Genomic DNA, 23847 nt, shown 5'->3' on the forward strand with positions numbered 1-23847 from the left:
CCCTGTCGGCGCGTGCTGCGCAATACCGGGAACCGGTGCTTGCGGACGCGACTGCGGCAATTCAACATCTCATAGCAACGGCCCCAGACGCTGACGCCTGGGGCTGTAGACGTTCCCGGATTCTCTCTCGGGACATCAAAGCTTTCGTAAAAATCAGCGATCGAAATCAGCGGATCGGTTGCGCGGCCATTGGTATTGGAGCGGCCGATCCGAGGCGGTCATACGGATTCCGGCAGATGAAGCCTTCAAGTCGTATTCCGATCGCTGAAAATCCCACAATCAATTCGTTATTTCAGGCTTTGTGTTTTCGCGGGATCGTTTCCGGTGCCCTGAGGGATCAACCGGAAGCCGTATCGGATCTGACAGCATGATTGAGCGTCCGTCGATCCGGTTGGATCAAGCGGACGCTCAAAGTTATTTTGTTATAGTTTTCGTCTTATGGCATTCGCTTTCGCGAAGCCGTCGCTGCGCTTCGCGGAGAATACTTTAGCTGTACAGAATCGCGCTCCAGATGGCGGGGAGGCCGAGGATCGCGAAGTTGATCCAAAGATAGGAATCGGTTATGCTCGGTGTAATTGTTCCGTCCGGATTGACGTAGGCGAGAGCAAGCGTCGAGGTGAGGAGCAGAGAGGCTGCCCCGATTGCAGCAGACTTGATCATATTCCACGCTCCGTTTGAGAAGAATTCTACCCGTTGTTCCGATTTGGATTTTCGAGCGTCTCTTATCTCGCGCTCTGTCAAAACATACGTAGGAACGCTCAACCGGATCGCGCCGATGGATAACAGACGCGTGAACCCGCTTCTGGCTCAGCTGCGCCGGGGGTGAGGGCGCCGGAGCCGCCTGTGCAAGCTTGGCTGCAAGCGCGGGCATGACGCGTCAGGGTCTGCGGCCGTTCGCGCCATCGGCAAACGTCATGCATGCGACGCGGGGATGGCCCCGACCGCCAAACACTTGAAAATGTAGGGAAGAAAGAAGGTGGTGCCGCAAGAGGGATTCGAACCCCCGACCCCATCATTACGAATGATGTGCTCTACCAGCTGAGCTATTGCGGCAGCCGGGCCGGCTTAAACGAACCGCCCCGCTTTTTCAAGCGAGGCGGTGCTGTTCGATGGCCGGTGGACACAGATCGGTGTCCGGACGGGGCGCCTTAGGAGGCTCGGCATCCGGTTCAGGCGCGGACCCGCGGCTCCGCTTCGATCTCGACTTCGGTAGTGGTGCCCGCGTCGGCGGTCGCGTAGGGAGAGGCTGCGACCTCATCGGCCACGGGGGCAGCCGCCGGCACCAGGATCGGCGCGGGCGCGGCCTTCACCGGCTCGGCCGGCGCCGCCACGGAGGCCGGCGAATGGGCGCTGGCGGCGGCCTCCACCACCGTGAAGGCGGTCTCGACCTCGTGCTCGAGGATCGGCCCGCCGAGCTCGATCGGCGGCACCTTCCACTCGAAGGCGTCGATGCGGCCGGTGACCGGCGAGATCGGCAGCCAGCGGTCGGAGACGTAGCCGTCGGCCACCCAGGCCGGATCCCGCTTGGCGCGGACGGCGCGGGCCGCCCACTCGCGGGCCTTGCCGACGTCGCCGTGCTCGGCCGCCTCCAGCTCCGCCATCAGCAGGCACGCCCGCTGGGTCGGCTCCTGGGTCAAATGGATGATGGCGCCGCGGGCGGTGGCGAAGTCCTGCGCGTCGAGGGCGGCGCGCACCACGGTGAGCGCGCCTTCGGCGTGGCCGGCCGGGGCCAGCCGCTGCAGCATGCGCGCCCGCTCCAGCCGGTCGCGCGAGCCGTCGCCGTCGCGCAGTCGCATATAAGCCTCGGCGATCTCGGGGTGCGGGGTCTCGCGCCACGCGGTCTCGAGGATCTTGGAGGCGCGGCGCAGTTCGCCGGCCCGGCCGAGCAGGCGCCCAGCCAGCACCGCCGCCGGCACCAGCGTCGGCTCCAGCTTGACGGCCTCGACCGCGCGCTCGCGCGCCACGTCGGGGGCGCTCTCCTGCTTCGCCATCGCGTCGGCGGTCAGCAGCACCGCCCGCAGCCGCTTGGCCGAGTTGCGGTCGGCGATGCCGCTGCGGCTGTTGCGGTCGAGCAGTGCCAGCGCGCCGCTCCAGTCGCCGCTCGCAGCCCTGGTGTCGAGCGCGGCCTGCGCCGCCCAGGGCAGCCCCGGCGCCTCTTCGGCGGCGGTCTCGGCATAGGCGCGGGCAGCGGTGGCGTCGTCGCGGCGCTGCGCCTCCATCCACAGGCCGCGCAGCCCGAGCAGGCGGGTCTCCTTGTTGGCGGCCATCTCGTGGAAGGCCGCCTCGGCGGCGCTCTGGTCGCCGCTGAGCTGGGCCGCCTGGGCCCGCAGCAGCAGCGTCAGCGGCTCGTTGCCGAGCAGGCGCTCGGCTTCGGCGGCCGCCCGGCGCGCCGTCTTGGGGTCGCCGGCGCCGGCGGCGACGATGCCGCGCGACAGCGCCGAGAAGCCGCGGGCCCGCCGCCGCTCGGAGACCGAGGACGACATCAGGCCGGGCAGATTGAACAGGGTCGAGATGATCGACCACACGATGCCGGCGGCGAGCACCACCGTCACCAGGGCCACCGCGGCGAACAGCACCGAGGTCTCGATTTGCCAGCCCTGCCACTGGACGGCGACGATGCCGGGCCGGTCGGCCAGCCAGCCGGCGCCGAAGGCGATCCCGGCCAGGACGAAGAGGAACAGTACGAGGCGGATCATGGCGCGTCTCCTGGTGTCAGCCGCCGGTGCGCGCCAGGGCGGCGAGGGCCTGGTCGGTCAGCTCGGCCAGGAGACGGTCGGCGTCGAGCCGGGTCTTGGCGATCTGCAGCCATGGCGTTGCGATCTTGACGAGATCGGGCGGCAACTGGCCGACCGTGGCGATGGCGCCGGCCAGATCGCCGCGCGACAATTGCGACTGGACACGGCCGACCAGCGCGGCGGGCGTGTCGCCCTCCATGCCGGGGGTCGGCCGGAAACGCACCAGCCCTTCGGCGCTGCGCGCCAGCTTGTTCAGCACCGCGCTGATGTCGTCGGCCGGCTCGTCGCGGGGCACGTTCGACAGAAGCTGGCTCACCAGATCGTCGAACCGGCCCTGCACCTCGCGCAGCGTCGGCACGCCGCTGTTGGCGATGCCTTCGAGGGCCTTGAGCCGCTCATAGCCCGGCCCGGCCAGCGTCATCGCCGCGTCGTATTCGGAGCGGAACGGCCGGCCCTCGTCGAGCGCGGTTCGCAGCGCCCCGAGCGCCACCGGCCAGGCGATCATTCGGCTCGGCGCCGCCGCGAGCTGCAGGCGCTGGTCGAGCGCCACCACCCGGCCGGGCAGGCTCGACAGTTCGGCGAGCTTCCGGTCGATCGCCGTGAGCTGGTCGGGCAGCGGCGTCGCCGCGGCGGCGGCGCGCTGGGCCGCCTCGCCCGCCGTGGTCGCCAGCCGGATCGCCTCCTCGGCGCCATGGGCGGCGCTGTCGATCTTGGCCTCCAGGCCCTTGACCTGGGTCTGCAGGGCGCCGACGCGGGCGTCCTCGCCGGCAGATCCGCCGCCGGACGAGCCGGCCGCCGGAGCCGCTTCGGCTTCGCGCGCCTGGGTCTCCAGCGCCGCGATGCGGGCGTCGAGCCGCGACAGCGCCTGGGCGGCCCGCTCCAGCTCGGTGAGGCGGTTGGCGAGCACGTCGATCTGGTCGAGCTTGGCGATGATGGCCGGGTCGGGCTCGGCCGGCGCCGCCGGGGCGGGCGCAGGTGCGGGCACAGGCGCCGGCTCGGGCCGGCTTTCGAGGGCGGAGAGGCGGGTCTCGGCCACCTGCAGGCGGGCCTGCGCCTCAAGCAGCGGGCCGGGATCGGCGCCGAGCGGCGGCAGGATGCCGGTATAGGTCAGCGCGCCGGCCGCCACCGCACCGGCCAAGAGGCCGGCGAAGGTGCCGCCGACGATCGCGCCGCCGCGGCCGCGCGACGGGGGCGGGGCGGAAACGGGCTCTCTGGCCTCCGGCGTCTTCGACTCCGGCTCCTCCGTTTCCTGCGCCTTCGTTTCCTGCGCCCTTGTGTCTTGCGCCGTCGTTTCCTGCGTCTCCTGCGTCGAGCCTTCCTGTGCCGGAGCTTCATGCGCCGGAGCTTCCTGCGCCTTCGTCTCTTCGGATGTCTCCGGCGCCTTGGCCTCCTCGGCAGCCGGGGCCTCGCCGGCCGGCGCGGCGGACGTCTCGGCGTTCTCGATGGCTGCGACCTCGATTTCCGCCGGTCCGGCGGCCGCCTTACGCGTGTCGTCCGCCGACGACGGGATCCTCTCCAAGGCGCTGGTCTCCTTCGCGGTCGTCTCGCTCGTTTCGGTGTCGATCCTGGGGGCCGGTTCGGTGGGCGTCTGCCCGGGCCTGTTCGGCACGTCGTCGGTTGCTTGTGATGCCATCGCCGTCCTCCCACGTGTCACGTCGCACGCGTCACCCGCTTGTCGTCCGAAGGGCAACAGGTCGAGCAGACTGCCTTCGTCCGGTGTCGCTGCGATGCGCACAACCGCGCCGCTCGCCACCAGCGGCTCGGCCACCCTCGGCGACAGCGCATAATGTTGCAGCCCCACGACAGCATCATAAACGCCGTCACGGATGCCCGCCGCCAGCAGAGTTTCGCAGCTTCGGCGGGAGTAGTGCAGTATTCCGTCGATTCGTCCCGCTGACAACGCCGCGAGCGTAGGCTCGGCGAGATGTTCAGCGGGTTCTGCGCGGTAGGCGACGACCGTTTCCACCGCGATGCCGCGGGGCTCCAGCGCCGCCTTCAGGTCGCCGGCGCGGTCCTCGCCGGCCACCCACAGCACCCGCTCGCCGGGAATCAGGCATTTGGCCAGCACGTCCGCCAGGTCGGCCACGTCGCCCTCGGCGGAGGTGACGTCGGTGAAGCCGGCGGCGAGCGCCACCTCGCGGGTGCGGCGGCCGACGGTGAACACCGGCAGGCCGGAATAGAACACCCAGACCAGCTCGGCCGCGGCCCGGGCGCCGTTGACGCTGGTCAGCGCCACGGCATCGAAACGGTTTGCCGGCGGCGTCGCCGCCACCGGCACGATGGTCATCAGGGGATCGAGCAGCGCCTCGTGGCCGCGGGCCATGAGCGCGGCCCGGGTTCGGCTGGCCCCGGGCTCCGGCCGCGTGACCAGCAGGCGCATCGCCTCAGGCTCCGGCCAGAGCGGCGAAGAACGCCGGACCCGCCCGCCCGCGCAGCTCGCGGCCGGCATCGGCGCCGAGGGCTGCGGCTTCCGTCACCGATCCCTCGCGGGTGGTGTCGTGGGCCTCGCTGCCGTCCGGCATCAGGATGATGCCGGCGAACGACAGCCGGTCGCCCGTCACCGTGGCGTGGCCGCCGATCGGCGTGCGGCAGGAGCCGTCGAGCTCGTGCAGGAAGGCGCGCTCGGCGGCCAGCGCCCGCTCGGTCGCCGGCTCGTTGATCGCCGCCATCAGCTCGCGGGTGCGGGTGTCGTCCTCGCGGCACTCGATGGCGATGGCGCCCTGGCCGACCGCCGGGATGAAGTCGGATGCCTCGATGATGGTGGCGGTGACGCCCTCGGGCAGCCGGTCGATCAGGCCGAGACGCTTCAGGCCGGCCAGCGCCAGCAGCGTGGCGTCGATCGCGCCCTCGCCCACCTTGCGCAGCCGGGTCTCGACATTGCCGCGCAGCAGCGACACGTCGAGGTCGGGCCGGGTGCGCTTGACCATCGCCTGCCGGCGCAGCGAGGCCGAGCCGACCTTGCCGCCCTGCGGCAGGCCGGCAAGCCCGCCCGGCGCGCGGCTGATCAGCACGTCGCGGACGTCCTCGCGCGGCAGGAAGGCCGGCAGCATCAGGCCCGGCGGCAGCACGGTCGGCAGATCCTTGGAGGAATGCACCGCGATGTCGATCTGGCCCGCCAGCATCGCGTCCTCGATCTCCTTGGTGAACAGCCCCTTGCCGCCGGCCTGGGACAGCGCGCGGTCGAGGATCTGGTCGCCGATCACCTTGATGATGTCGATCCGGATGTCGTCCTCGGGCACGCCGTGGGCGGCGGCGAGCCGGCGGCGGGTTTCATAGGCCTGCGCAAGCGCAAGGGCACTGCCCCGGGTACCGAGGCGAAGGAACGGAGAAGATTGCGTCATGAGGCAGGCCGATGTTACGCCAACGTGAGACATGCGCAAAAAAGCGCGGGCGGACGCGGATATGACGTATCCGCTTGGGGATCAAGCTGAGGGCCGGAACGCGGTGACGGACATGCTCGTACTCGGGCTGGAGACGACGTGCGACGAAACCTCCGCCGCGGTGGTGCGCCGCCACGAGGACGGTCGCGGTGAAATCCTGTCGAATGTCGTTCTATCCCAAGTTTCCGCCCATGCCGAGTACGGAGGCGTGGTTCCCGAGATCGCGGCCCGCGCCCATGTCGAGGCGCTGGACGGCATCGTCGCCCAGGCGATGGCGGAGGCGCGAATCGGCTTCAGCCACCTCAACGCGGTCGCCGCCGCCGCCGGCCCCGGCCTGATCGGCGGGGTGATCGTCGGGTTGACCACCGCCAAGGCGATCGCGCTCGCCGCCGGCAAGCCGCTGGTGGCGGTCAACCATCTGGAGGCGCACGCGCTGTCGCCGCGCCTCGTCGGCAAGCTCGGCTTCCCCTATTGCCTGCTGCTGGTCTCGGGCGGCCACACCCAGATCGTCGCGGTGCTCGATGTCGACCGCTTCGAGCGGCTCGGCACCACCATCGACGACGCGGTGGGCGAGGCGTTCGACAAGGTCGGCAAGATGCTGAGCCTGCCCTATCCGGGCGGGCCGCGGGTCGAGGCCGCAGCATCGCGCGGCAATCCGCGGCGATTCGCCTTCCCGCGGCCGATGCTGGGCCGGCACGAGCCGGATTTCTCGCTGTCCGGCCTCAAGACGGCGGTGCGGCTCGCCGCCGAGGCGATCGCGCCGCTGTCGGAGACCGACGTCGCCGATCTGTGCGCCTCGTTCCAGGCGGCGGTGGTGGAGGTGATCGAGGACCGGCTGCGCATGGGCCTGCGGCTGTTCGGCAGCCGCTTCGGCAAGCCCAAGGGACTGGTGATCGCCGGCGGCGTCGGCGCCAACAAGGCGATCCGGGCCGCGCTCGACCGCATCGCCGCCGAGAACGCGCTGCGGCTGCTGATGCCCCCGGCGTCGCTGTGCACCGACAACGGCGCCATCATCGCCTGGGCCGGGGCCGAGCGGCTGGCGCTGGGCATGACCGACGACCTCGACTGCCCGCCGCGGGCACGCTGGCCGCTCGGCCTGCCGCTCAAGATCGAGGCGACCGAACCGTGACCTGCTATTCCGCCATCGGAGTTGCCGGCGCCGGGGCCTGGGGCACCGCGCTGGCCAATGCCGCCGCCCGCGCCGGCCGGCGCGTCGTGCTGTGGACGGTGTTCCCCGACCACGCCCAGGACATGATCCGCACCCGCGAGAACAAAATGTTCCTGCCGGGGGTGCCGATCGCCCCGGACATCGAGATCACCGCCGACCTCGCGGTGCTGGCCGAGACCTCCGCCATCCTGATGGTGGTGCCGACCGGGGCGCTGCGCGAAGTCTCGGCGAATCTCGCGGCCCGGCTGCGGCCGGGCACGCCGCTCGTCGCCTGCGCCAAGGGCATCGAGCGCGGCACCGACCGCTTCGTCACCGAGATCGTCGCCGAGGCGGCGCCGTCCGCCATCCCCGCCATCCTGTCCGGGCCGAGCTTCGCCACCGACGTCGCCGCCGGCCTGCCGACCGCGGTGACGGTGGCGTCCGTCGACGAGGCGGTCGCGGCGGGCTTGGCCGAGGCGATGGGCTCGGCCTCGTTCCGGCTCTACCATTCCACCGACGTGCGCGGCGTCGAGATCGGCGGCGCCGCCAAGAACGTGCTGGCGATCGCGGTCGGCATCGCCCATGGCCGCAAGTTCGGCGCCAGCGCCGCGGCGGCGCTCACCACCCGCGGCTTCGCCGAGCTGCGCCGCTTCGGCCTCGCCTATGGCGCGCGGCCGGAGACGCTGGCCGGCCTGTCGGGGCTGGGCGACCTCATCCTCACCTGCGGCGGGCCGCAGTCGCGCAACTTTTCGCTCGGCTTCAGGCTCGGCTCCGGCGAGCCGTTGCCGGCGCCGGGCTCGGGGCCGCTGGCGGAAGGCTTCTTCACCGCGCCGGTGCTGGTGGGGATGGCGGCGAAGGCCGGGATCGAGATGCCGATCGCCGCCGCGGTCGATGCCGTGCTCGCCGGCCGGCTCGGCCTCGACGAGGCGATCACCGGCCTGCTGACCCGGCCGCAGAAGGCGGAGATCGGGTAACCGTCGGACCTAAACGGAACGTGTCCGGGCCAACCCCACCCCGACGGCTCCCGGCGGCGAGGCGATTCCATCGTCGACGTGTCGGGCTTCCGATGGCAATCCGAGACGGTTTCCGGCCAACTTCTGGATTCTGGCTTCGCTGCGCCCCCTCGAAGCCCCCCACCCCCGACCCCTCCCCGCCATTCACTGCGTTCATGGGGGGAGGGGAGAAGAGGCATCCCGCTTCTCCCCTCCCCCCGCGAGCTTTGCGAGCGGTGGGGAGGGGTCGGGGGTGGGGGGCGCGAACGCCCCGGCGCCCGTCGTCTGCATCCCGCCTAAACAGACCGTGTCCGGGCCAACTCGACCCCGACGGCTCCCGGCGGCGAGGCGATTCCATCGCCAGCGTGTCGGGTTTCCGGTGACAAACCGAGACGGTTTCCGGCTGGTCAAGCCTTCGAGCCGTATTCCGATCGCCGAAGGCCCCGTTATCGAAAAGGGGATTTCGGCGAGATTTTTTCCGGTATCCCGAAGGGATCACCGGCAACCGTATGATGAGCGCGCAAACGAAAGCCGCCCGGCGGTGCCGGGCGGCTGGAATCTCGGTTCACTCGGAGCCGTGCGTTTGCCCGGTGCTCAGGCCGCGGCCTGGGTCTGCTCGGCCTGCGCCTTCTCGACGGCGCGCTTCAGCTCGAGCGCGCGCGGCGACAGCTCCTCCGCCCGGGCCTTGACCAGGAACGCATCGAGGCCGCCGCGATGATCGACGGTCTTCAGCGCGTTGGCCGAGACCCGCAGCCGCACGTCGCGGTCCAGCGTCTCGGAACGGAATGTCACATTGCACAGGTTCGGCAGGAACCGGCGCTTGGTCTTCCGGTTCGAATGGCTCACCTTGTGGCCCACCAGGACCGCCTTGCCAGTCAGATCACAGCGCCGGGACATGGCACAACCTCAATGAGGCCGCGTCAGCGGCGGCCGTCTCAAACACGTCATGGGAGAGTGGGCGTATAGTCGCCTGCCTTTCGCGCGTCAAGCCGGACATCGTCCCGGATGGCGGATCGGGCGCCAGGTTGCGCCAGATTGCGACACAGTTCCGACAGAATTGCATCGCACCGGGGTTGAGCCATGCCATATCTCGTTTCGTCATCGATCCGGTCCGGTGCGCGGTTTGCGGCGATCGCCGGCGCCATCGCTTGGCAGTGCGCATCGGCTGCGGCCGGCGAGACCCGGGTCAATGCCCGCTACGACGTCACGCTGGCCGGCATGGAGATCGGCAAGGCGGCGCTGGTGGTCGACATCAACGCCACCAACTACACCGCCGCCGCCAGCGGCAAGATCACCGGCGTCGCCCAGTTCGTCACCGAAGGCAAAGGCTCGGCCGGCGCGCGCGGCCTGCTGACCAAGGAAAAGCCGCAGCCGGGTTCGTTCGCGATGACCGCCTCGGGCGACGACAAGCAGATCGCCATCCAGTTCGGGTTCGAGCGCGGCGCGGTCAAGGGCCTGCAGGTCTCCCCCACGCCGCAGCCGCGGCCGGACCGGATCGAGGTGACCGAGATCCACCGGCGCAATGTCCTCGACCCGATGAGTGCCGCGCTGTTCGTGGTGCCCGGCACCGGCGAGGTCACCGGCCCCGACGCCTGCAAGCGCGTGGTGCCGATCTTCGACGGCGTGTCGCGCTACGACCTGTCGTTCGAGTTCCTGCGCCAGGAGACGGTCGCGGCCAAGGGCTTCGCCGGCACCGCGGTGGTCTGCGCCGTCGGCTTCAGGGCCGTCGCCGGCCACCGGCTGGGCCGCAAGGACATCGAATACATGGAGAACAACAAGGACATGGCGGTGTGGCTGGTGCCGGCCGCCGGCAGCCGCGTCCTTGTGCCGTTCAAGGTGTCGGTGTCGACCAAGGTCGGCACCTGCGTCATCGAGGCGAAGTCGTTCGCCACCCAGTACGCCGAGACCCGCCCGGCGGCGGTGCCGGCCCAAGGTCCGACCCAAGGAAACGCCGCGCGCTGATGCGCGTCGCGGAAGCCGGGACGAACAGGCGTTTACCGGGGCAGCGCGGGCGGACCGCCGTCCGTATCGGGGCGAACGAATCCCGATTCCCGCAGAGTCAGCGATTCGGCCCCGGTTCGTTCGAGAGTCGTTCCAATGGGTTGCGGGTTGCCGCCACGCCGCTGCCCCGATCGTGTCGCAATATGATACGGATTGTGGCCCGAAGGACCGCAATCGTCGCAGACTCGGCGCCAAGAGCCCCCGTCCGAGACATGAGGCCCTCTCCGGCAAGGGATGTTTGCGTTCGCCGGACGGAAACCGTCCCAGGGGCCGGGTTTCCTGTGATACAAGCGCTCTGAAGCCGGGCATTGCCGCGCGCCCTCCGAACTCCAATCGCCCGTGTCCCAGTTCTCTTCCTCGGTGCTTCCGCCCTCCCTCCGCGCCCGCGGCGTCACCGCCGTGCTGGGGCCGACCAATACCGGCAAGACGCGTCTCGCCATCGAGCGCCTGCTGGCGCATCCGACCGGGCTGATCGGCCTGCCGCTGCGCCTGCTCGCCCGCGAGGTCTACGGCCACATCGTCAGCCGGATCGGCGACCGCGAGGTGGCGCTCGTCACCGGCGAGGAGAAGATCAAGCCGCCCAATCCGCGCTACTGGGTCGCCACCGTCGAGGCGATGCCGCGCGACCTCGACGTGTCCTTCGTCGCCATCGACGAGATCCAGCTCGCCGCCGATTTCGAGCGCGGCCACGTGTTCTGCGACCGCTTTCTCAACCGCAGAGGCCGCGACGAGACGCTGGTGCTGGGGGCGGCCACCATGCGGCCGCTGGTCGAGCGGCTCATTCCCGGCGTCTCGGTGGTGCAGCGGCCGCGCCTGTCCCAGCTGGTCTATGCCGGGGAGAAGAAGCTGACCCGCCTGCCGTCACGCTCGGCCGTCGTCGCCTTCTCGGCCGAGGAGGTCTACGCCATCGCCGAGCTGATCCGCCGCCAGCGCGGCGGGGCGGCGGTGGTGCTGGGGGCGCTGTCGCCGCGCACCCGCAACGCCCAGGTGGCGCTCTACCAGTCGGGCGACGTCGACTATCTGGTCGCCACCGACGCCATCGGCATGGGGCTCAATCTCGACGTCGACCACGTCGCCTTCGCCTCGGACCGCAAGTTCGACGGCTTCCAGTATCGCCGGCTGAGCCCGGCGGAGCTGGCCCAGATCGCCGGCCGCGCCGGCCGGGCGACCCGCGACGGGACGTTCGGCGTCACCGGCCGCTGCGCGCCCTTCGATCCCGAGATCGTCCAGCGGCTCGAAAGTCATAGTTTCGAGGCGGTCAAGGTTCTACAATGGCGCAACACGCAGCTTGATTTCGCTTCGCTCGCGGCGTTGCAGGCGTCATTGGCGCGAAATCCTGCCGAACCGGGGCTGACGCGGGCACCGATGGCGGAGGATCTGCTGGTGCTGGAGGCGGCGGCGCGTGATAGTGAGGTGCGAGACTTTGCCCGAACCCCCGACGATGTCGCCCGTCTATGGGAATGCTGCCAGGTTCCAGACTATCGCAAGATCGCGCCCGCCGCCCACGCCGAGCTGTGCACGACGCTCTTCGGTTTCCTGCAACGCAAGGGCCGCATCCCGGCGGACTGGTTCGCCCGGCAACTGGCGCTGGCCGACCGCACCGACGGCGATATCGACACGCTGTCGACGCGGATCGCGCATGTGCGAACCTGGACGTTCGTTGCCAACCGGCCTGACTGGCTGGCAGAGCCGGAGCATTGGCAGGACATCACCCGCGGGCTGGAGGACAAGCTGTCCGATGCCCTTCACGAGCGACTTACCCAGCGATTCGTCGACCGCCGCACCAGCGTGCTGATGCGGCGCCTCAGAGAAAATACCATGCTCGAAACCGAGATCAGCAAGACCGGCGATGTGCTCGTCGAAGGCCACCGCATCGGCCACCTCCAGGGCTTCCATTTCGCGCCGGAGGCAAGCGCGGCCGGCCCGGACGCCAAGGCGCTGCGCGCCGCATCGGCCAAGGCGCTCGCCGGCGAGATCGACCTGCGCGCCGCCCGCTTCGCCGAGACGCGCGACGACACCATCGTGCTCGCCGCCGACGGCACCCTGCGCTGGCTCGGCGAGGCGATCGCCCGCATCCAGTCGGGCGAGGAGGTGCTGAAGCCGCGGCTGCGGCTGATCGCCGACGAGCAGCTGACCGGCGCCGCCCGCGATTCGGTGCAGGCGCGCGCCGATCTGTGGCTGAAGACCCATCTCGAAAAGCTGCTCGGCCCGCTGTTCGCGCTGCTGGCCGCCGAGGACATCACCGGCATCGCCCGCGGCGTCGCCTTCCAGATCGCCGAGGCGCTGGGGGTGCTGGAGCGCCAGCGCGTCGCCGAGGAGGTCAAGGGGCTCGACCAGACGGCCAGGGCGGCGTTGCGCAAGTACGGCGTCAGGTTCGGCGCCCACCACCTCTATCTGCCGGCGCTGCTGAAGCCGGCGCCGCGGGCGCTGGCGCTGCAGCTGTGGGCGCTCAAGCATGGCGGGCTCGACCAGAAGGGCCTCGATACGCTGCCGCATCTGGCGGCCTCCGGCCGCACCTCGATCCCGGTCGACCACGAGGTGCAGAAGGCGCTCTACCGCGCCATCGGCTACCGGGTGGTGGGCGAGCGCGCGGTGCGCGTCGACATATTGGAGCGGCTCGCCGACCTGATCCGGCCGGCGCTGGCATGGCGGCCGGCCTCGCCCGGCCCCAAGCCGCCGGGCGCGGTGGACGGCACCGGTTTCACCGTCACGGTCGGCATGACCTCGCTGGTCGGCTGCTCGGGCGAGGATTTCGCCTCCATCCTCAAGGCGCTGGGCTACCGCATGGAGCGCCGCCCGGCGCCGGCGGAGACCCCGAGCCAAACCACACCCGAAGCCGTCGCCGAAGTGCCGGCCGAAGCCTCTGCTGAAACCTTGGCCGAGGGCACCGAGACCGCGCCGGCCGCCGCCGAGGAGGCGGCCGCGATCGAGGAGGTGACCGAGACCGCGGTCGAGGTGGCGGACGTCGAGGGGATCGAAGTCGTCGAAGTGATCGAAGCGGTTGAGGTCGTGGCGGTGGCGGAGGTCTCGGCCGAAGCCGCCGAGTCATCCGAGCCGGCACAGGCGGAGGCCGCGGTACCTGCGGCCGAGGCGGCTGTCGAAGAGGCTGCCCAGGAAGCTGGCCAAGAGGCGCCCCAAGAGACTGCCCAGGAGACTGCCCAGGAGACCGGCGAGCCGGCGGCACCGGCCGAGCCGGAGATGATCGAGGTGTGGCGGGTTGGCGGGCGCCATCACGACCAGCGTCGTCCGCGCCGCCCGGGTGAAGGCCAGGGCCGCCCGTTCCGCCGCGAGGCGGCGGGCACCGGCGAAGCGTCGGCGGACGGCCAGGGCCGGGCCCGCACCGAAGGGCCGGCCGGTGAGGCACCGGCCGGGGGGCGGCGGTTCGACCGTCCTCCGCGTCCCGACCATCGCCGGCGGCCGGACAGCGAGGCCGGCGGCCGGGGCGAACGCCCCGAGCGGGGCGAACGTGGGGATCGGAGCGAGCGCGGCGAGCGGCGCCCGCGGCCGCAAAAGTTCGATCGCGACCGCACCGAGCGGCCGGAGGGTCGCGGCGAGCGCGGCGGCCCGCCCCGCCGTGACGATCGGCCGCGCGGGCCGGCACCGGAGCGGGTGCGCCACGAGTCGCGCCCCGACCGGCGTGAGGACAAGCCGATCGACCCGGATTCGCCCTTCGCCAAGCTCGCCATCCTCAAGGCCCGGCTGGAAGCGGAGAAGCCGTGAGGCGGGCGTCGGGCTCACGCCTATCGGGGTTGAGCGCCGAACCAGCGTTCCGGACATCCGGCCGCCGTGACCGGACGGCGCCGGCATGAGCGATGAGGCCGGGCAGCGCATCGATCTCGTGCTGTGGCACGGGCGGATCGTGCGCACCCGTGCCGATGCCGCGGCGCTGGCCCGGGCTGGACGCGTGCGCGTCAATGGCGCGCGGGTCAGCACGGCCGCCCGTCTTGTCCGGCTTGGCGACGTGGTGACGGTGGCGCTCCACGGCGGGGTGCGGGTGGTGCGGGTGCTCGGCTTTGCCGCCCGGCGCGGCGGGGCCGAGGACGCCCGAGCGCTGATCGAGGACATTCGGGACAGCGACACGCCGGACACCAGCGCCGCAGGCCCGGCGTGGGACAAATCCGGCGGCGATGGCATGCGCTGACCGCATGTCATCGGCTCTCTCAGCGTTGTACGACGCCTTCAGGCTTGCCGGCGCGGTTCGCCTCGGATAGGGGGGTGTCCGAAATCCGACACATGCCGGCTGTCACCCGCGTCCCAGGGGCTGAAATGAGCTACGTCGTTACCGAGAACTGCATCAAGTGCAAGTACATGGACTGCGTGGAGGTGTGTCCGGTCGACTGCTTCTACGAAGGCGAGAACATGCTCGTCATCAATCCGGACGAGTGCATCGACTGCGGCGTGTGCGAGCCCGAATGCCCGGCCGAGGCGATCAAGCCCGACACCGAGCCCAATCTCGACGAGTGGCTGGCGCTGAACGCCCAATATGCCGGCCAGTGGCCCAACGTCACCGCCAAGCGCGAGCCGCCGGCCGACGCCAAGGATTGGGACGGCATCGCCGGCAAGAAGGCGCAGTTCTCGCCGAATCCCGGCGAGGGCGACTGAGACGGGGGCGGTGACGGGGTGGCCGATCCGTCCGGCCTGCCGGACCCGATCGCCCCGAAAAGTCCCTGGTCCGGAAAGGATTCCTCGGCGACAGGCGTGAGGTTCTCCGGCCCTGCGGGCCGGACGCCGCATGACCCGCCATCGCGACGCCGCCCGCGCGGCAGCCGGCCGCCCGCCACCGCCGCGGGTGGCCAAGATCAAATACGTCTTTGATTTTTTGGCTGTTCGTGATAGTGTTATCAGACAGTCGAATTCATTCGCGCTGAAGCGCTCCCCAAAGCAGGAAACGTGGAACAGGCCACGGTTTAGATCCATGGCATTTTGTGGGCGTGTTCCGTCTGCAGAATGTCGGGGCCTGTCACGTCATCATGCGATGTCGTCATGTCTGACGTCGGTGTGTGACGGGGTATGTCTGTTGAAGACATGCCATGGCGGTTCCGGACTCTTTGCCGCGAGGGGGCAGGTATCGGTTCAATCGACGTTAAGGCGTGCGACTTCGAGGCGCGCCGGTGGCGGAGTTCCGTTGTCGAGAGCGAACGGATTTGGTGCGAAGGACATTCGTTCTGTCGGCTGGCTGGCCAATCCCCCAGGACTCGAACTCCCTCCAGGACTCGATGCTCCTTTGGGCCGGCAGCAAAGCGGGCGCGCCTTCGGGCGCATCGTGGAAGGATTTTGGGCCGCCTCGCTCGCGCGCCGGCCAAATCCAGGAGTGTAAAAGCGCATGACCGCCAAGAAGACGGCCGCGGCCCAGACCCGTCATGGTTTCAAGACGAATGAATACATCGTCTATCCGGCTCATGGCGTCGGCCAGATCGTTGCCATCGAAGAACAAGAAGTCGCCGGTTTCAAGCTTGAATTGTTCGTCATCTCCTTCGAAAAGGAGAAGATGAAGCTTCGCGTCCCGACCAGCAAGGCGCTCGCGGTCGGCATGCGCAAGCTCGCCGAAGGCAATGTGGTCAAGAAGGGCCTGGACACCCTGAAGGGCCGTGCCCGCATCAAGCGGACGATGTGGTCGCGCCGGGCGCAGGAATACGAGGCCAAGATCAATTCCGGCGACCTCGTGGCGATCGCCGAGGTGGTGCGCGATCTCTACCGCTCCGAGCAGCAGCCCGAGCAGTCCTATTCCGAACGTCAGCTGTTCGAGCAGGCGCTCGACCGCATGGCCCGCGAACTGGCGGCGGTCGAGGATCTCACCGAGACCGAGGCGATCAAGCGCATCGAGGCGCAGCTCGCCAAGGGTCCGCGCCGCGCCGGCAAGGCCGAGGAGGCCGACAACGACGTCGATGCCGAGGCCGACATCGACGCCGAGGCCGAGGCGGCCTGAGGCGGGGGCCGGCCCTCGGGGCCGGCGCGCCGTCCGGACCGGGCGACCCGACCGTCGGCGAAGTCGCCTGGGTCGCCACGATCTCCAGACTCTCCAGGTTCCAGACTCTCCAAGTTCACCAAGGGCCCGGCGCAAGCCGGGCCCTTGCCGTTTCCGGCCGCCCCAGCGATGCCGCCTCCGCCGGCCGGGCGGACCGCGCACGCTGCGAACGGCCGCGCCTGCCCCCCCTGCGACAACATGCCTCAATGGCCGGATGCGGCCTCCGCCACGGTGCCGGCCGGCCCGGCTTCGGCACGATTCGGCGTTGCGGCGCAACATCTTGGCTTGACCGCCCGAGGGCGCCCGCCCGCCGGCCGGCCAAAATGTCGCCAGCGCACGACTTTATCGCGCGCGATATTTCCGCTAAACATCAATCCGCCCGTCAGGCTTCGCCCAAAGTGGAGCGGAACCAGGCGGCCCCGCGCCACGTTGCCACGCTGAGTGTGGCCGGTCCAAACCGGAAGTACGTCAATACACGTAAGACCGGTTCCGGCGGATCCTTCGGGATGCCGGACCCGGTCTCGCCGAAACCCCAGGACTGCAAGAGATTCTCGATGACGGGGCTTTCGGCGATCGGAACATGGGCCTCCGGCCTTGCGGGCCGGAAACCGCCCAGGGCCGAATTCGAACGGCAGAACGAGAATCGGGAAAGACGACGGGAGAGCGGCATGAACCGGGTGATGGGTGTCCGCCAGCGTTTCGTGAAGGCGGCGATGAACGCGCCCTTCCTCAGTCGCGAGGAGGAGCACGACCTCGCGGTGCGCTGGAAGAGCGAGGGGGATCAGGCGGCGCTGCACCGGCTGGCGTCGGCCCACATCCGTCTGGTGATCGCCATCGCCGCGCGCTTCAAGCACTATAATTTGCCGATGGCGGACCTGATCCAGGAGGGCCATGTCGGCCTGCTCGAGGCGGCCGCGCGGTTCGATCCGGAGCGTGAGGTGCGGTTCTCCACCTACGCCACGTGGTGGATCCGCGCCGCGATCCAGGACTTCATCCTGCGCAACTGGTCGATCGTGCGCGGCGGCACTTCCTCGGCGCAGAAGGCGCTGTTCTTCAATCTGCGGCGCATCCGCGCCCGCCTCGCCCAGCGCGGCGAGGACGGGCCGGCCTCGCAGATGTACCAGACCATCGCCGAGGAGATCGGCGTGTCGGTCGACGACGTGGCGCTGATGGATGCCCGCCTCACCGGTCACGACATGTCGCTCAATGCGCCGGTGGCGGATGCCGACACCTCCTCCTCCGAGCGCCAGGATTTCCTGGTGTGGGACGGCCCGGGGCCGGACGAGCTGGTGGGCGAGGAGATCGACCGCGATCGCCGGGTGAAGTGGCTGCGGGCGGCCATGGCGGTGCTGTCGGAGCGCGAGTTGCGCATCCTGCGCGAACGCCGGCTGGTGGAAAACGCCGCGACGCTGGAGGCGTTGGGTTCGCGCATGGGCATCTCCAAGGAGCGCGTCCGCCAGATCGAGACGCGAGCGATGGAGAAGCTGCGGCTGGCCCTCGACGCGCAGCAGCCGGACGCCCGCGCCGCGCTGGTTTGATGCGGTTTTCCGGCCGATCCGGCCGGCAACCCGTCCTACTCCACCACGATCTTGACCTTCTGGCCGGGCTGGAGCGGCTGGCCGCGTTCCAGCCCGTTCAGCACCAGGAAACGGTCGAGCGGGTGGTCGAGCGGCGCCATGCGGCCGGCGAGGCTCTCAGCGGTCTCTCCCGGCTGGACGGTGACGACCTTGAGCCGCAGCGGGCGCAGCTTGTCGGCCTCCTGCAGGCTGACGCGGCGGAATGACTGCGCCGCCGCCCGGAACTGGCGGTCGATCTCCGGGGTGAGCGAGCGGGCGGCGAAGATCAGCCGGTAGACTTCGCTGCCGAAGCGGATGGCGTAGAGCCGGAACGACCATTCATGGCCGCGCGCCACGGCGGTTGCCGCATCGAAGCCGTTCAGCGACAGCGTCTCGACCGAGGGCGTCTCGATGCCGTCGATCCAGCCGGAGGCGAGGTAGGTCGCCAGATCCTCGCTGCCGCTCGGCCGGGCGGCGTCGAGCCGCAGCGCCTCACGCCCGCCGGCGGAGGCGCCGAGCACCGCCTGCGGCGTGTTCTCCAGCGAGAAGCCTTCCGGCGCCAGGAAGGTGAAGCCGAGCTTGGGATGGATGAAGCGCCGGCCGCGCACATAGCCCTCGCTGGGGTCGTCGCCATAGGCGAGCCCGTCGATCTGGGCGAGGAAGCGGTCGCGCTCGCGCTCGCCGGTGCCGCCGGGACCGGCGAACTGCCGGGCATAGGTGACGACGATCGCCAGCCGGTCGGGCGTCGAGGGGTGGGTGGAGAGGAAGTCCAGGCTCTCGCTTGAGCCGCGGGCGGAGTCGCCGCCCAACGCCTGATCGCGCAGGGCGCCGTGGCGGCCGAGCGAGGTGAGGAAGCGCGAGGCGCCATAGGGATCGAACCCGCCGTGGGCGCTGATGCCGACGCCGATGGCATCGGCCTCCAGCTCCTGCTGGCGGGAGAAGCTGGCGATGCTGAGCTTGGAGCGGGCGAGCGACAGCGCGCCGAGCTGCGGATCCTGCAGCACGTCGGAAATCACCTTCGACACGATCGCCGCCTGCCGCACCTGCTCCTCGCGCTCCACGGCGTGGCGGGCGATGACGTGGGCCATCTCGTGCGACAGCACCGAGGCGAGTTCGGCGCGGTCATTGGCGAGCGCCAGCAGGCCGCGGGTGACGTAGAGCGAGCCCGACGGCAGCGCGAAGGCATTCACCGACGGCGAATTGAGGATGGTGACGCGGTAGCGCAGATCCGGCCGCTCGGACGCCGCCACCAGCCGCGCCACGGTGGCCTCGATCGAGGCCCGCAGCGCCGCATCCTTGTACTCGCCGCCATAGCTGGCGAGAATCCGCGCATGCTCGCGCTCCTCGCCGCGCGCGGGCGGCGGCGGCGAGGTCAGGCGCGCCCGCGGTATGTCGGTGTCGGGCCGGTCGAGATCGGGCAGGCCGATCGAGCCGCAGCCGGCGACGAGGCCGGCCAGCAGCACCACGAGCAGCGTCCGCGCCGCCCCGGCCGCCATCAGCCTGCTCAGCCTCGATTCCGTCACGTGCTGCGTCACCTGCCGGATCACTTGCCGGATCACTTGGTCTCTCGCCTGCCCGGTGATCATCTGCCCGGTCATTTGCCCGCCCCGAGGCGCTCGATCTGGCCGGGGACGCGGACCTCGATCGCCGGGCCGCCGCGGGCCTCGATATGGCCGCGCACCCGCACCGTTTCTCCGGCCATCCGAGCAAGTTCCAGGCCGGCCTGGGCGAAGGCCCGGCGGTCGCGCGACGCGATCATCACAGTGAAGTCCTCGCGCCAGCGCCGGCCGAAATTGACATAGACGGTGCGGCCGCGGGTGTTGACCGCCGAAATGCGGCCTTCCACCAGCGCGTAGCGGCCCTCCAGGGCGTTGAGGCGGGCCAGATCGCTCGCCGCCACCGGCCGGTTGGCCGGCTCCGCCCATCGGCCCCTGCCCGCATTCCGTGCCGCCTGCTCGCGCGTCAGCAGCGGCTGGATGCAGCGGGCGCCGGGACGCGGCGCGACGACGGCCAGCCCCTGCGCCACCAGCCGCGCCTCGAGCCAGAGCGGTGCGCCGCCGCCTGCCCCGGCCACCATCACCGCGCCGGCCGGCAGCCGGCCCCAGCGGTCCGGCTCGCTCTCCGCGCGGATCTCCACCGTCCGGCCGACCGCCTCTTTTGCCAGCAGGGCCGCGGCTCCATCCTCCAGCCGCAGCGCCGGGAAGGCCGCCAGCGCGCCACCCTGCAGCCGCAGCCCGCCCTCGGCCGGCGCGGTGACGCGGTCGCGAATCACCAGCTGCGGTGCGCACGCGGCGACCTCCGCCATGTCGTCCTTTCGCAAATCGTCCGCCCAGGCCGAGAGGCTCGCCGCAGGCATTCCGGCCGCGCCCAGCGCCGCCGCAAACACAAGGGCGCGTCCGCCGCCGCGACGGGTCCGCCCTGCCGACCTCAACCCCATGCCGCCATTCTCTCCAATGCCCAAACAAGAGCGCCAATCGGGCGACAGTGCGGCATTCCGGTGGGGCAGAGCGTCGATTCCGCCGGATCGCCCGCGCGGGCGCGTTGTGCTAGGAAGGCGCAGGCGGGTCCGTTCGGCGCAGCGGGTCAGCCGAGTCCCTGGCCGGCCCAGGTCCTGGCTAGCGAGGTCCTGGCTAGCGAGGTCCTGATCGCAACCTCGGTCGCCTGCATCGGTGACGGGACACGATCATGAGCCTCGACCATCCGGCGCGATCGCCGGGCTCGATCACGAGTCTTGATCAGCGGGGGGCGATCGCTTCATATGACTTGCGCCGCCCGGCTTGCCGGACGGCACGGAGACGAGGGTTCCACCTCCCGGTAGCTCAGCAGGATAGAGCACAGGTTTCCTAAACCTGGGGTCAGGGGTTCGATTCCCTTCCGGGAGGCCATTTTCCGCGAAACCGCTGTGCCGGCGATTTTCCCACCCGGACGATTCTTCCAGCCGGCGCTGCTTCAGATGGTTTTCGGTCGATCCCTTCGCGCTACCGGAACCGGTCTCGCCGAGCCCCCAGTTCTGCAGGCGCCTCTCGATGATGGGATGTTCGGCGATCGGACTCTGGCTGGAAGGCCTGATCAGCCGGATACCGCTTCGGGCCTGCGTCTCCGCCCGGCGTCGCGCCCCTTTGGCGTGACCAGAACCTCGCGCAGATCGATACCATGCCCGCCACGCGGCCGGTCCCGGTGTGACGGGAGAGGTTCGAGAGCCGGTTTGGAAGAGATGAGTGGCTGGTGGAGCCGAGGGGATTCGAACCCCTGACCTCTGCAGTGCGATTGCAGCGCTCTCCCAACTGAGCTACGGCCCCGCCACGCGGCGCCTTTTAGGTGTGCCGGCCCCACAAAGTCAATGGCGTTCGCACGGCATCGGCGTTCGCGTCGCACGGGGGCTATGGAAAGCCTCGGCGCGACGGCTTGCATCGGAAGGCTTGCAGGGGGCGCCCGCCGCCTATAGTCATTGCCGAACCGAGGCACGAGGGGCGCGCCATGAACTCGATCCTGTGGCTGTTCGACACCATCATCACGCTTTACGTCTGGATTCTGATCGCCTCGGCCGTGCTGTCGTGGCTGGTCGCCTTCAATGTGGTCAACCCGCGCAATCCCACCGTGGCGCAGGTTGGCGAAGCGCTGTGGCGGCTCACCGAGCCGGCGCTCGCCCCGATTCGGCGGGTGCTGCCCAATTTCGGCGGGCTCGACCTGTCGCCGGTGGTGCTGATCATCGGCCTGTTTTTCGTCCGCAATCTGGTGTTCGAAATCCTCACATAGTGGTCCGACCCTGACATTTGCATCCGCAAATGTCAGGAGAAGTCGGCCCGCAAGGGATTGATTCTGTGGATGAAATTTTTCCGACGCGTGGTTATCAAGCGTCGGATTTCATCCACTGGAGCATTCTCCGCAAAAGTGGGAACCGGTTTTGCGGAAGAGAATGCGACAAGCCAGAAACTTAGAGCATCCGATCCAATGCGGTCGGATCGGATGATATTCTAGTGGCCGGCGAGCCCCCCTGGCGCGCCATCGGCGGCGGCCTCGCCGTCACCGTGCGCTTGACGCCGCGCGGCGGGCGCGATGCGCTCGACGGCCTTGCCGAGCTGTCCGATGGACGCCGCGTGGTGGCGGCGCGGGTGCGGGCGGTGCCGGAGGCCGGCGCCGCCAATGCCGCGCTGGTGGCGCTGATCGCCCAGTCCCTGGGCGTGGCACGCCGCGACGTCGAGATCGTCGCCGGCGCCACCGGGCGTCTCAAGACACTGCATGTGACGGGCGATCCGGCGGCGCTGGCCGCGGCGCTCAGCAACGCGACGGAGAAGGCATGAGCGCGACCCTGATCGACGGCAAGGCCATCGCGGCGGACCTGCGGGCCAAGGTGGCGGCGGAGGCGGCCCGCCTCGCCCGCGACCACGGGCTCGTTCCCGGCCTCGCGGTGGTGCTGGTGGGCGAGGATCCGGCGAGCGCCGTCTATGTCCGCAACAAGGGCAAGGCGACGGTGGAGGCGGGCCTCCGCTCCTTCGAGCACAAGCTGCCGGCGACCGCCTCGCAGGCCGAGCTTCTGGCGCTGGTGTCCCGCCTCAATGCCGACCCGGCGGTGCACGGCATCCTGGTGCAGCTGCCGCTGCCGGCGCAGATCGACGCCCAGGCGGTGATCGAGGCGATCGACCCGAAGAAGGATGTCGACGGCTTCCACCCGGTCAATGCCGGGCGGCTGTCGGCCGGCCTGCCGGCGCTGGTGCCGTGCACCCCGGTCGGCTGCGTCATTCTCGCCAGGACAGTGCGGCCTCAGCTTGCTGGCCTGGAGGCCGTGGTGGTCGGCCGCTCCAACATCGTCGGCAAGCCGGTGGCGCAGCTCCTGCTGGCCGAGAACTGCACCGTGACGATCGCCCACTCGAAGACGCGCGATCTGCCGGAGGTGTGCCGGCGCGCCGACATCCTGGTGGCGGCGGTCGGCCGGCCGGAGATGATTCGCGGCGACTGGATCAAGCCCGGCGCCACCGTGATCGATGTCGGCATCAACCGGGTCGAGGCCGGCGAGGGCAAGACCAGGCTGGTCGGCGACGTGGCGTTCGCCGAGGCCGGCGCGGTGGCCGGCGCGATCACCCCGGTGCCGGGCGGCGTCGGGCCGATGACCATCGCCTGCCTGCTTGCCAACACGCTCAAGGCCGCGTCGATGCAGGCGGGGCTGACGGCGCCGGTGGTCTGATACGGTTTCCGGCTGATTGGTCCCGTTTCTTCCTTCCCTCTCCCCTTGTGGGAGAGGGTGGCGAGACCGAGCGAAGCGAGGTCGCGCCGGGTGAGGGGTACATACGGCATATGCGGGAAGATTCACCCCTCACCCGCCTCGCGATCTGAAGATCGCTCGGCACCCTCTCCCGCAAGGGGAGAGGGAAAAAAGGCGGCTCCCGACCAGAGGGTGTTCCGAGCCGGTCATGCCGGAAGCCCCCAGCGCTCGCCCTTGGCCCAGGCCAGCGCGTCGGCCAGCCGGTCGCTGCCCCAGAACAGCTCGCCATCCGCGGTCACGAAGCTCGGCGCGCCATAGATGCCGATCTGCTCGGCGCGGGCGGTGGCCGTCCGCAGCGCGGCCTTGACCTCGTCGGCGCCGGCCCGCGCCAGCAGGGCTTCCGCATCATGGCCGAGGCCGGCGGCGAGCCGGCCGATCACCGCCCGGTCGGAAATATCGTCGCCGGCCACGAATTCGGCGCGGAACACCGCCCGCGAGAAGGCCGGGCGGTCGGCGTCGGCCAGCGCGGTGGCGACCCGCGCCGCCAGCAGGCCGTTGGCCGGGAACGGGTCGGGCCGGACGATGGCGGGATGGCCGAGCTGGGCGGCGCGGCGGGCGAGATCGCGCCACATGTTGCGGCCCTTGAGCGGAAACAGGTTGAACGGCGAGGTGGCGTAGCCCTGGCCGGCGAAGATCGGCCCGAGCAGGAACGGCCGCCACAACACGCCGACGCCGGCCTGCTGCGCCGCCGCCTCGACCTCCTCGGCGGCGAGGAAGGAGTAGGTCGAGGCGAATTCGTACCAGAACTCGATGGTTGCCATATCTCCCCCGCCTGTCGTCCGGCTTTTCTGAGTTGTCGCATTCTCTATTC

General features: G+C 70.2%; 19 protein-coding genes and 3 tRNA genes. 12 read left to right on the forward strand and 10 right to left on the reverse strand.

Annotation, left to right across the window (positions count from 1 at the left end; translation table 11 throughout):
• Window positions 1-486 precede the first annotated feature (486 nt).
• From BLTE_RS18200 to hemC, 5 genes are all read right to left on the reverse strand, one after another.
• Window positions 487-660, reverse strand: a complete 174-nt coding sequence (locus BLTE_RS18200) for a hypothetical protein (RefSeq protein ID WP_160140652.1) — start codon at window positions 658-660, stop codon at window positions 487-489.
• A 317-nt stretch (window positions 661-977) separates the two neighbouring features.
• Window positions 978-1053 (reverse strand) — tRNA-Thr (locus tag BLTE_RS16765).
• Window positions 1054-1169: 116 nt separating this feature from the next.
• The gene (locus tag BLTE_RS16770; RefSeq protein ID WP_126401760.1) at window positions 1170-2696 is read right to left on the reverse strand and encodes a heme biosynthesis protein HemY; all 1527 of its coding nucleotides are present in this window, start codon (window positions 2694-2696) and stop codon (window positions 1170-1172) included.
• A gap of 16 nt (window positions 2697-2712) precedes the next feature.
• Window positions 2713-5115 carry a uroporphyrinogen-III synthase gene (locus BLTE_RS16775; RefSeq protein WP_160140653.1) on the reverse strand — a complete coding sequence of 801 codons (2403 nt, stop codon included), beginning with the start codon at window positions 5113-5115 and terminating at the stop codon, window positions 2713-2715.
• Window positions 5116-5119: 4 nt separating this feature from the next.
• Entirely contained in the window at window positions 5120-6076 is a 957-nt protein-coding gene (gene hemC / locus BLTE_RS16780; RefSeq protein ID WP_126401762.1) for a hydroxymethylbilane synthase, read from the reverse strand.
• A gap of 112 nt (window positions 6077-6188) precedes the next feature.
• Between hemC and tsaD the strand changes: the two genes are divergently transcribed.
• Window positions 6189-7244: a tRNA (adenosine(37)-N6)-threonylcarbamoyltransferase complex transferase subunit TsaD gene (gene tsaD, locus BLTE_RS16785; RefSeq protein WP_126401763.1), complete on the forward strand. Its 1056-nt coding sequence runs from the start codon at window positions 6189-6191 to the stop codon at window positions 7242-7244.
• Window positions 7241-8236: an NAD(P)H-dependent glycerol-3-phosphate dehydrogenase gene (locus BLTE_RS16790; protein ID WP_126401764.1), complete on the forward strand. Its 996-nt coding sequence runs from the start codon at window positions 7241-7243 to the stop codon at window positions 8234-8236. The genes tsaD and BLTE_RS16790 overlap by 4 nt, the downstream gene beginning before the upstream one ends.
• 612 nt (window positions 8237-8848) lie before the next feature.
• Here the strand turns inward: BLTE_RS16790 and rpmB are convergent.
• Window positions 8849-9151 carry a 50S ribosomal protein L28 gene (gene rpmB / locus BLTE_RS16795; RefSeq protein ID WP_126401765.1) on the reverse strand — a complete coding sequence of 101 codons (303 nt, stop codon included), beginning with the start codon at window positions 9149-9151 and terminating at the stop codon, window positions 8849-8851.
• A gap of 183 nt (window positions 9152-9334) precedes the next feature.
• Here rpmB and BLTE_RS16800 point away from each other — a divergent pair, with 183 nt between their 5' ends.
• The 6 genes from BLTE_RS16800 (at window position 9335) to BLTE_RS16825 (ending at window position 17758) form a co-directional block, all read left to right on the forward strand.
• On the forward strand, window positions 9335-10216 hold the full coding sequence (locus BLTE_RS16800) for a DUF3108 domain-containing protein (RefSeq protein WP_126401766.1): 882 nt from the start codon (window positions 9335-9337) through the stop codon (window positions 10214-10216).
• A gap of 378 nt (window positions 10217-10594) precedes the next feature.
• Window positions 10595-13975: a DEAD/DEAH box helicase gene (locus tag BLTE_RS16805; protein ID WP_197723245.1), complete on the forward strand. Its 3381-nt coding sequence runs from the start codon at window positions 10595-10597 to the stop codon at window positions 13973-13975.
• Window positions 13976-14060: 85 nt separating this feature from the next.
• The gene (locus BLTE_RS16810; RefSeq protein WP_126401767.1) at window positions 14061-14396 is read left to right on the forward strand and encodes a S4 domain-containing protein; all 336 of its coding nucleotides are present in this window, start codon (window positions 14061-14063) and stop codon (window positions 14394-14396) included.
• A 125-nt stretch (window positions 14397-14521) separates the two neighbouring features.
• Window positions 14522-14857, forward strand: a complete 336-nt coding sequence (gene fdxA, locus BLTE_RS16815; protein ID WP_126401768.1) for a ferredoxin FdxA — start codon at window positions 14522-14524, stop codon at window positions 14855-14857.
• Window positions 14858-15578: 721 nt separating this feature from the next.
• Window positions 15579-16181, forward strand: coding sequence for a CarD family transcriptional regulator (locus BLTE_RS16820; RefSeq protein ID WP_126401769.1), 603 nt, complete (start codon window positions 15579-15581; stop codon window positions 16179-16181).
• Between the two features lie 707 nt (window positions 16182-16888).
• Entirely contained in the window at window positions 16889-17758 is an 870-nt protein-coding gene (locus tag BLTE_RS16825) for an RNA polymerase factor sigma-32 (protein WP_126401770.1), read from the forward strand.
• A gap of 35 nt (window positions 17759-17793) precedes the next feature.
• Here the strand turns inward: BLTE_RS16825 and BLTE_RS16830 are convergent, their stop codons facing one another.
• Together BLTE_RS16830 and BLTE_RS16835 are read right to left on the reverse strand one after the other, a co-directional pair.
• The gene (locus BLTE_RS16830; protein WP_126402275.1) at window positions 17794-19272 is read right to left on the reverse strand and encodes a M48 family metalloprotease; all 1479 of its coding nucleotides are present in this window, start codon (window positions 19270-19272) and stop codon (window positions 17794-17796) included.
• Window positions 19273-19370: 98 nt separating this feature from the next.
• Window positions 19371-20081 (reverse strand): thermonuclease family protein, encoded by a 711-nt coding sequence (locus BLTE_RS16835; protein WP_126401771.1) that lies wholly within the window; start codon window positions 20079-20081, stop codon window positions 19371-19373.
• Window positions 20082-20584: 503 nt separating this feature from the next.
• On the opposite strand from BLTE_RS16835, the gene BLTE_RS16845 reads away from it, so the two are divergent.
• Window positions 20585-20661 (forward strand) — tRNA-Arg (locus BLTE_RS16845).
• Between the two features lie 338 nt (window positions 20662-20999).
• Here the strand turns inward: BLTE_RS16845 and BLTE_RS16850 are convergent.
• Window positions 21000-21075, reverse strand: a tRNA-Ala gene (locus BLTE_RS16850).
• A 178-nt stretch (window positions 21076-21253) separates the two neighbouring features.
• Here BLTE_RS16850 and BLTE_RS16855 point away from each other — a divergent pair.
• From BLTE_RS16855 to folD, 3 genes are all read left to right on the forward strand, one after another.
• Window positions 21254-21532 carry a YggT family protein gene (locus tag BLTE_RS16855; protein WP_126401773.1) on the forward strand — a complete coding sequence of 93 codons (279 nt, stop codon included), beginning with the start codon at window positions 21254-21256 and terminating at the stop codon, window positions 21530-21532.
• Window positions 21533-21753: 221 nt separating this feature from the next.
• A complete protein-coding gene (locus BLTE_RS16860; RefSeq protein WP_126401774.1) occupies window positions 21754-22077 on the forward strand; it encodes a DUF167 family protein in 324 nt (107 codons plus the stop codon).
• Window positions 22074-22958 carry a bifunctional methylenetetrahydrofolate dehydrogenase/methenyltetrahydrofolate cyclohydrolase FolD gene (gene folD / locus BLTE_RS16865; protein ID WP_126401775.1) on the forward strand — a complete coding sequence of 295 codons (885 nt, stop codon included), beginning with the start codon at window positions 22074-22076 and terminating at the stop codon, window positions 22956-22958. Before BLTE_RS16860 ends, folD begins: the two co-directional genes overlap by 4 nt.
• A gap of 224 nt (window positions 22959-23182) precedes the next feature.
• Here folD and BLTE_RS16870 read toward each other — a convergent pair whose 3' ends face one another.
• Window positions 23183-23797: a 2-hydroxychromene-2-carboxylate isomerase gene (locus tag BLTE_RS16870; protein ID WP_126401776.1), complete on the reverse strand. Its 615-nt coding sequence runs from the start codon at window positions 23795-23797 to the stop codon at window positions 23183-23185.
• Window positions 23798-23847: the final 50 nt, after the last annotated feature.

The sequence above is a fragment of the Blastochloris tepida genome (assembly GCF_003966715.1).
In the GTDB taxonomy this organism is placed as follows: Bacteria; Pseudomonadota; Alphaproteobacteria; order Rhizobiales; family Xanthobacteraceae; genus Blastochloris; species Blastochloris tepida.

Excerpts from the sequence above, each read along its gene's own strand:
- hemC (WP_126401762.1), bottom strand. The coding sequence starts at position 6,076 with ATGACGCAATCTTCTCCGTTCCTTCGCCTCGGTACCCGGGGCAGTGCC.
- BLTE_RS16835 (WP_126401771.1), bottom strand. The coding sequence starts at position 20,081 with ATGGCGGAGGTCGCCGCGTGCGCACCGCAGCTGGTGATTCGCGACCGC.
- BLTE_RS16855 (WP_126401773.1), top strand. The coding sequence starts at position 21,254 with ATGAACTCGATCCTGTGGCTGTTCGACACCATCATCACGCTTTACGTC.
- BLTE_RS16770 (WP_126401760.1), bottom strand. The coding sequence starts at position 2,696 with ATGATCCGCCTCGTACTGTTCCTCTTCGTCCTGGCCGGGATCGCCTTC.
- BLTE_RS16810 (WP_126401767.1), top strand. The coding sequence starts at position 14,061 with ATGAGCGATGAGGCCGGGCAGCGCATCGATCTCGTGCTGTGGCACGGG.
- rpmB (WP_126401765.1), bottom strand. The coding sequence starts at position 9,151 with ATGTCCCGGCGCTGTGATCTGACTGGCAAGGCGGTCCTGGTGGGCCAC.
- fdxA (WP_126401768.1), top strand. The coding sequence starts at position 14,522 with ATGAGCTACGTCGTTACCGAGAACTGCATCAAGTGCAAGTACATGGAC.
- BLTE_RS16800 (WP_126401766.1), top strand. The coding sequence starts at position 9,335 with ATGCCATATCTCGTTTCGTCATCGATCCGGTCCGGTGCGCGGTTTGCG.
- BLTE_RS18200 (WP_160140652.1), bottom strand. The coding sequence starts at position 660 with ATGATCAAGTCTGCTGCAATCGGGGCAGCCTCTCTGCTCCTCACCTCG.
- BLTE_RS16830 (WP_126402275.1), bottom strand. The coding sequence starts at position 19,272 with ATGGCGGCCGGGGCGGCGCGGACGCTGCTCGTGGTGCTGCTGGCCGGC.
- BLTE_RS16825 (WP_126401770.1), top strand. The coding sequence starts at position 16,889 with ATGAACCGGGTGATGGGTGTCCGCCAGCGTTTCGTGAAGGCGGCGATG.
- BLTE_RS16820 (WP_126401769.1), top strand. The coding sequence starts at position 15,579 with ATGACCGCCAAGAAGACGGCCGCGGCCCAGACCCGTCATGGTTTCAAG.
- BLTE_RS16775 (WP_160140653.1), bottom strand. The coding sequence starts at position 5,115 with ATGCGCCTGCTGGTCACGCGGCCGGAGCCCGGGGCCAGCCGAACCCGG.
- folD (WP_126401775.1), top strand. The coding sequence starts at position 22,074 with ATGAGCGCGACCCTGATCGACGGCAAGGCCATCGCGGCGGACCTGCGG.
- tsaD (WP_126401763.1), top strand. The coding sequence starts at position 6,189 with ATGCTCGTACTCGGGCTGGAGACGACGTGCGACGAAACCTCCGCCGCG.
- BLTE_RS16870 (WP_126401776.1), bottom strand. The coding sequence starts at position 23,797 with ATGGCAACCATCGAGTTCTGGTACGAATTCGCCTCGACCTACTCCTTC.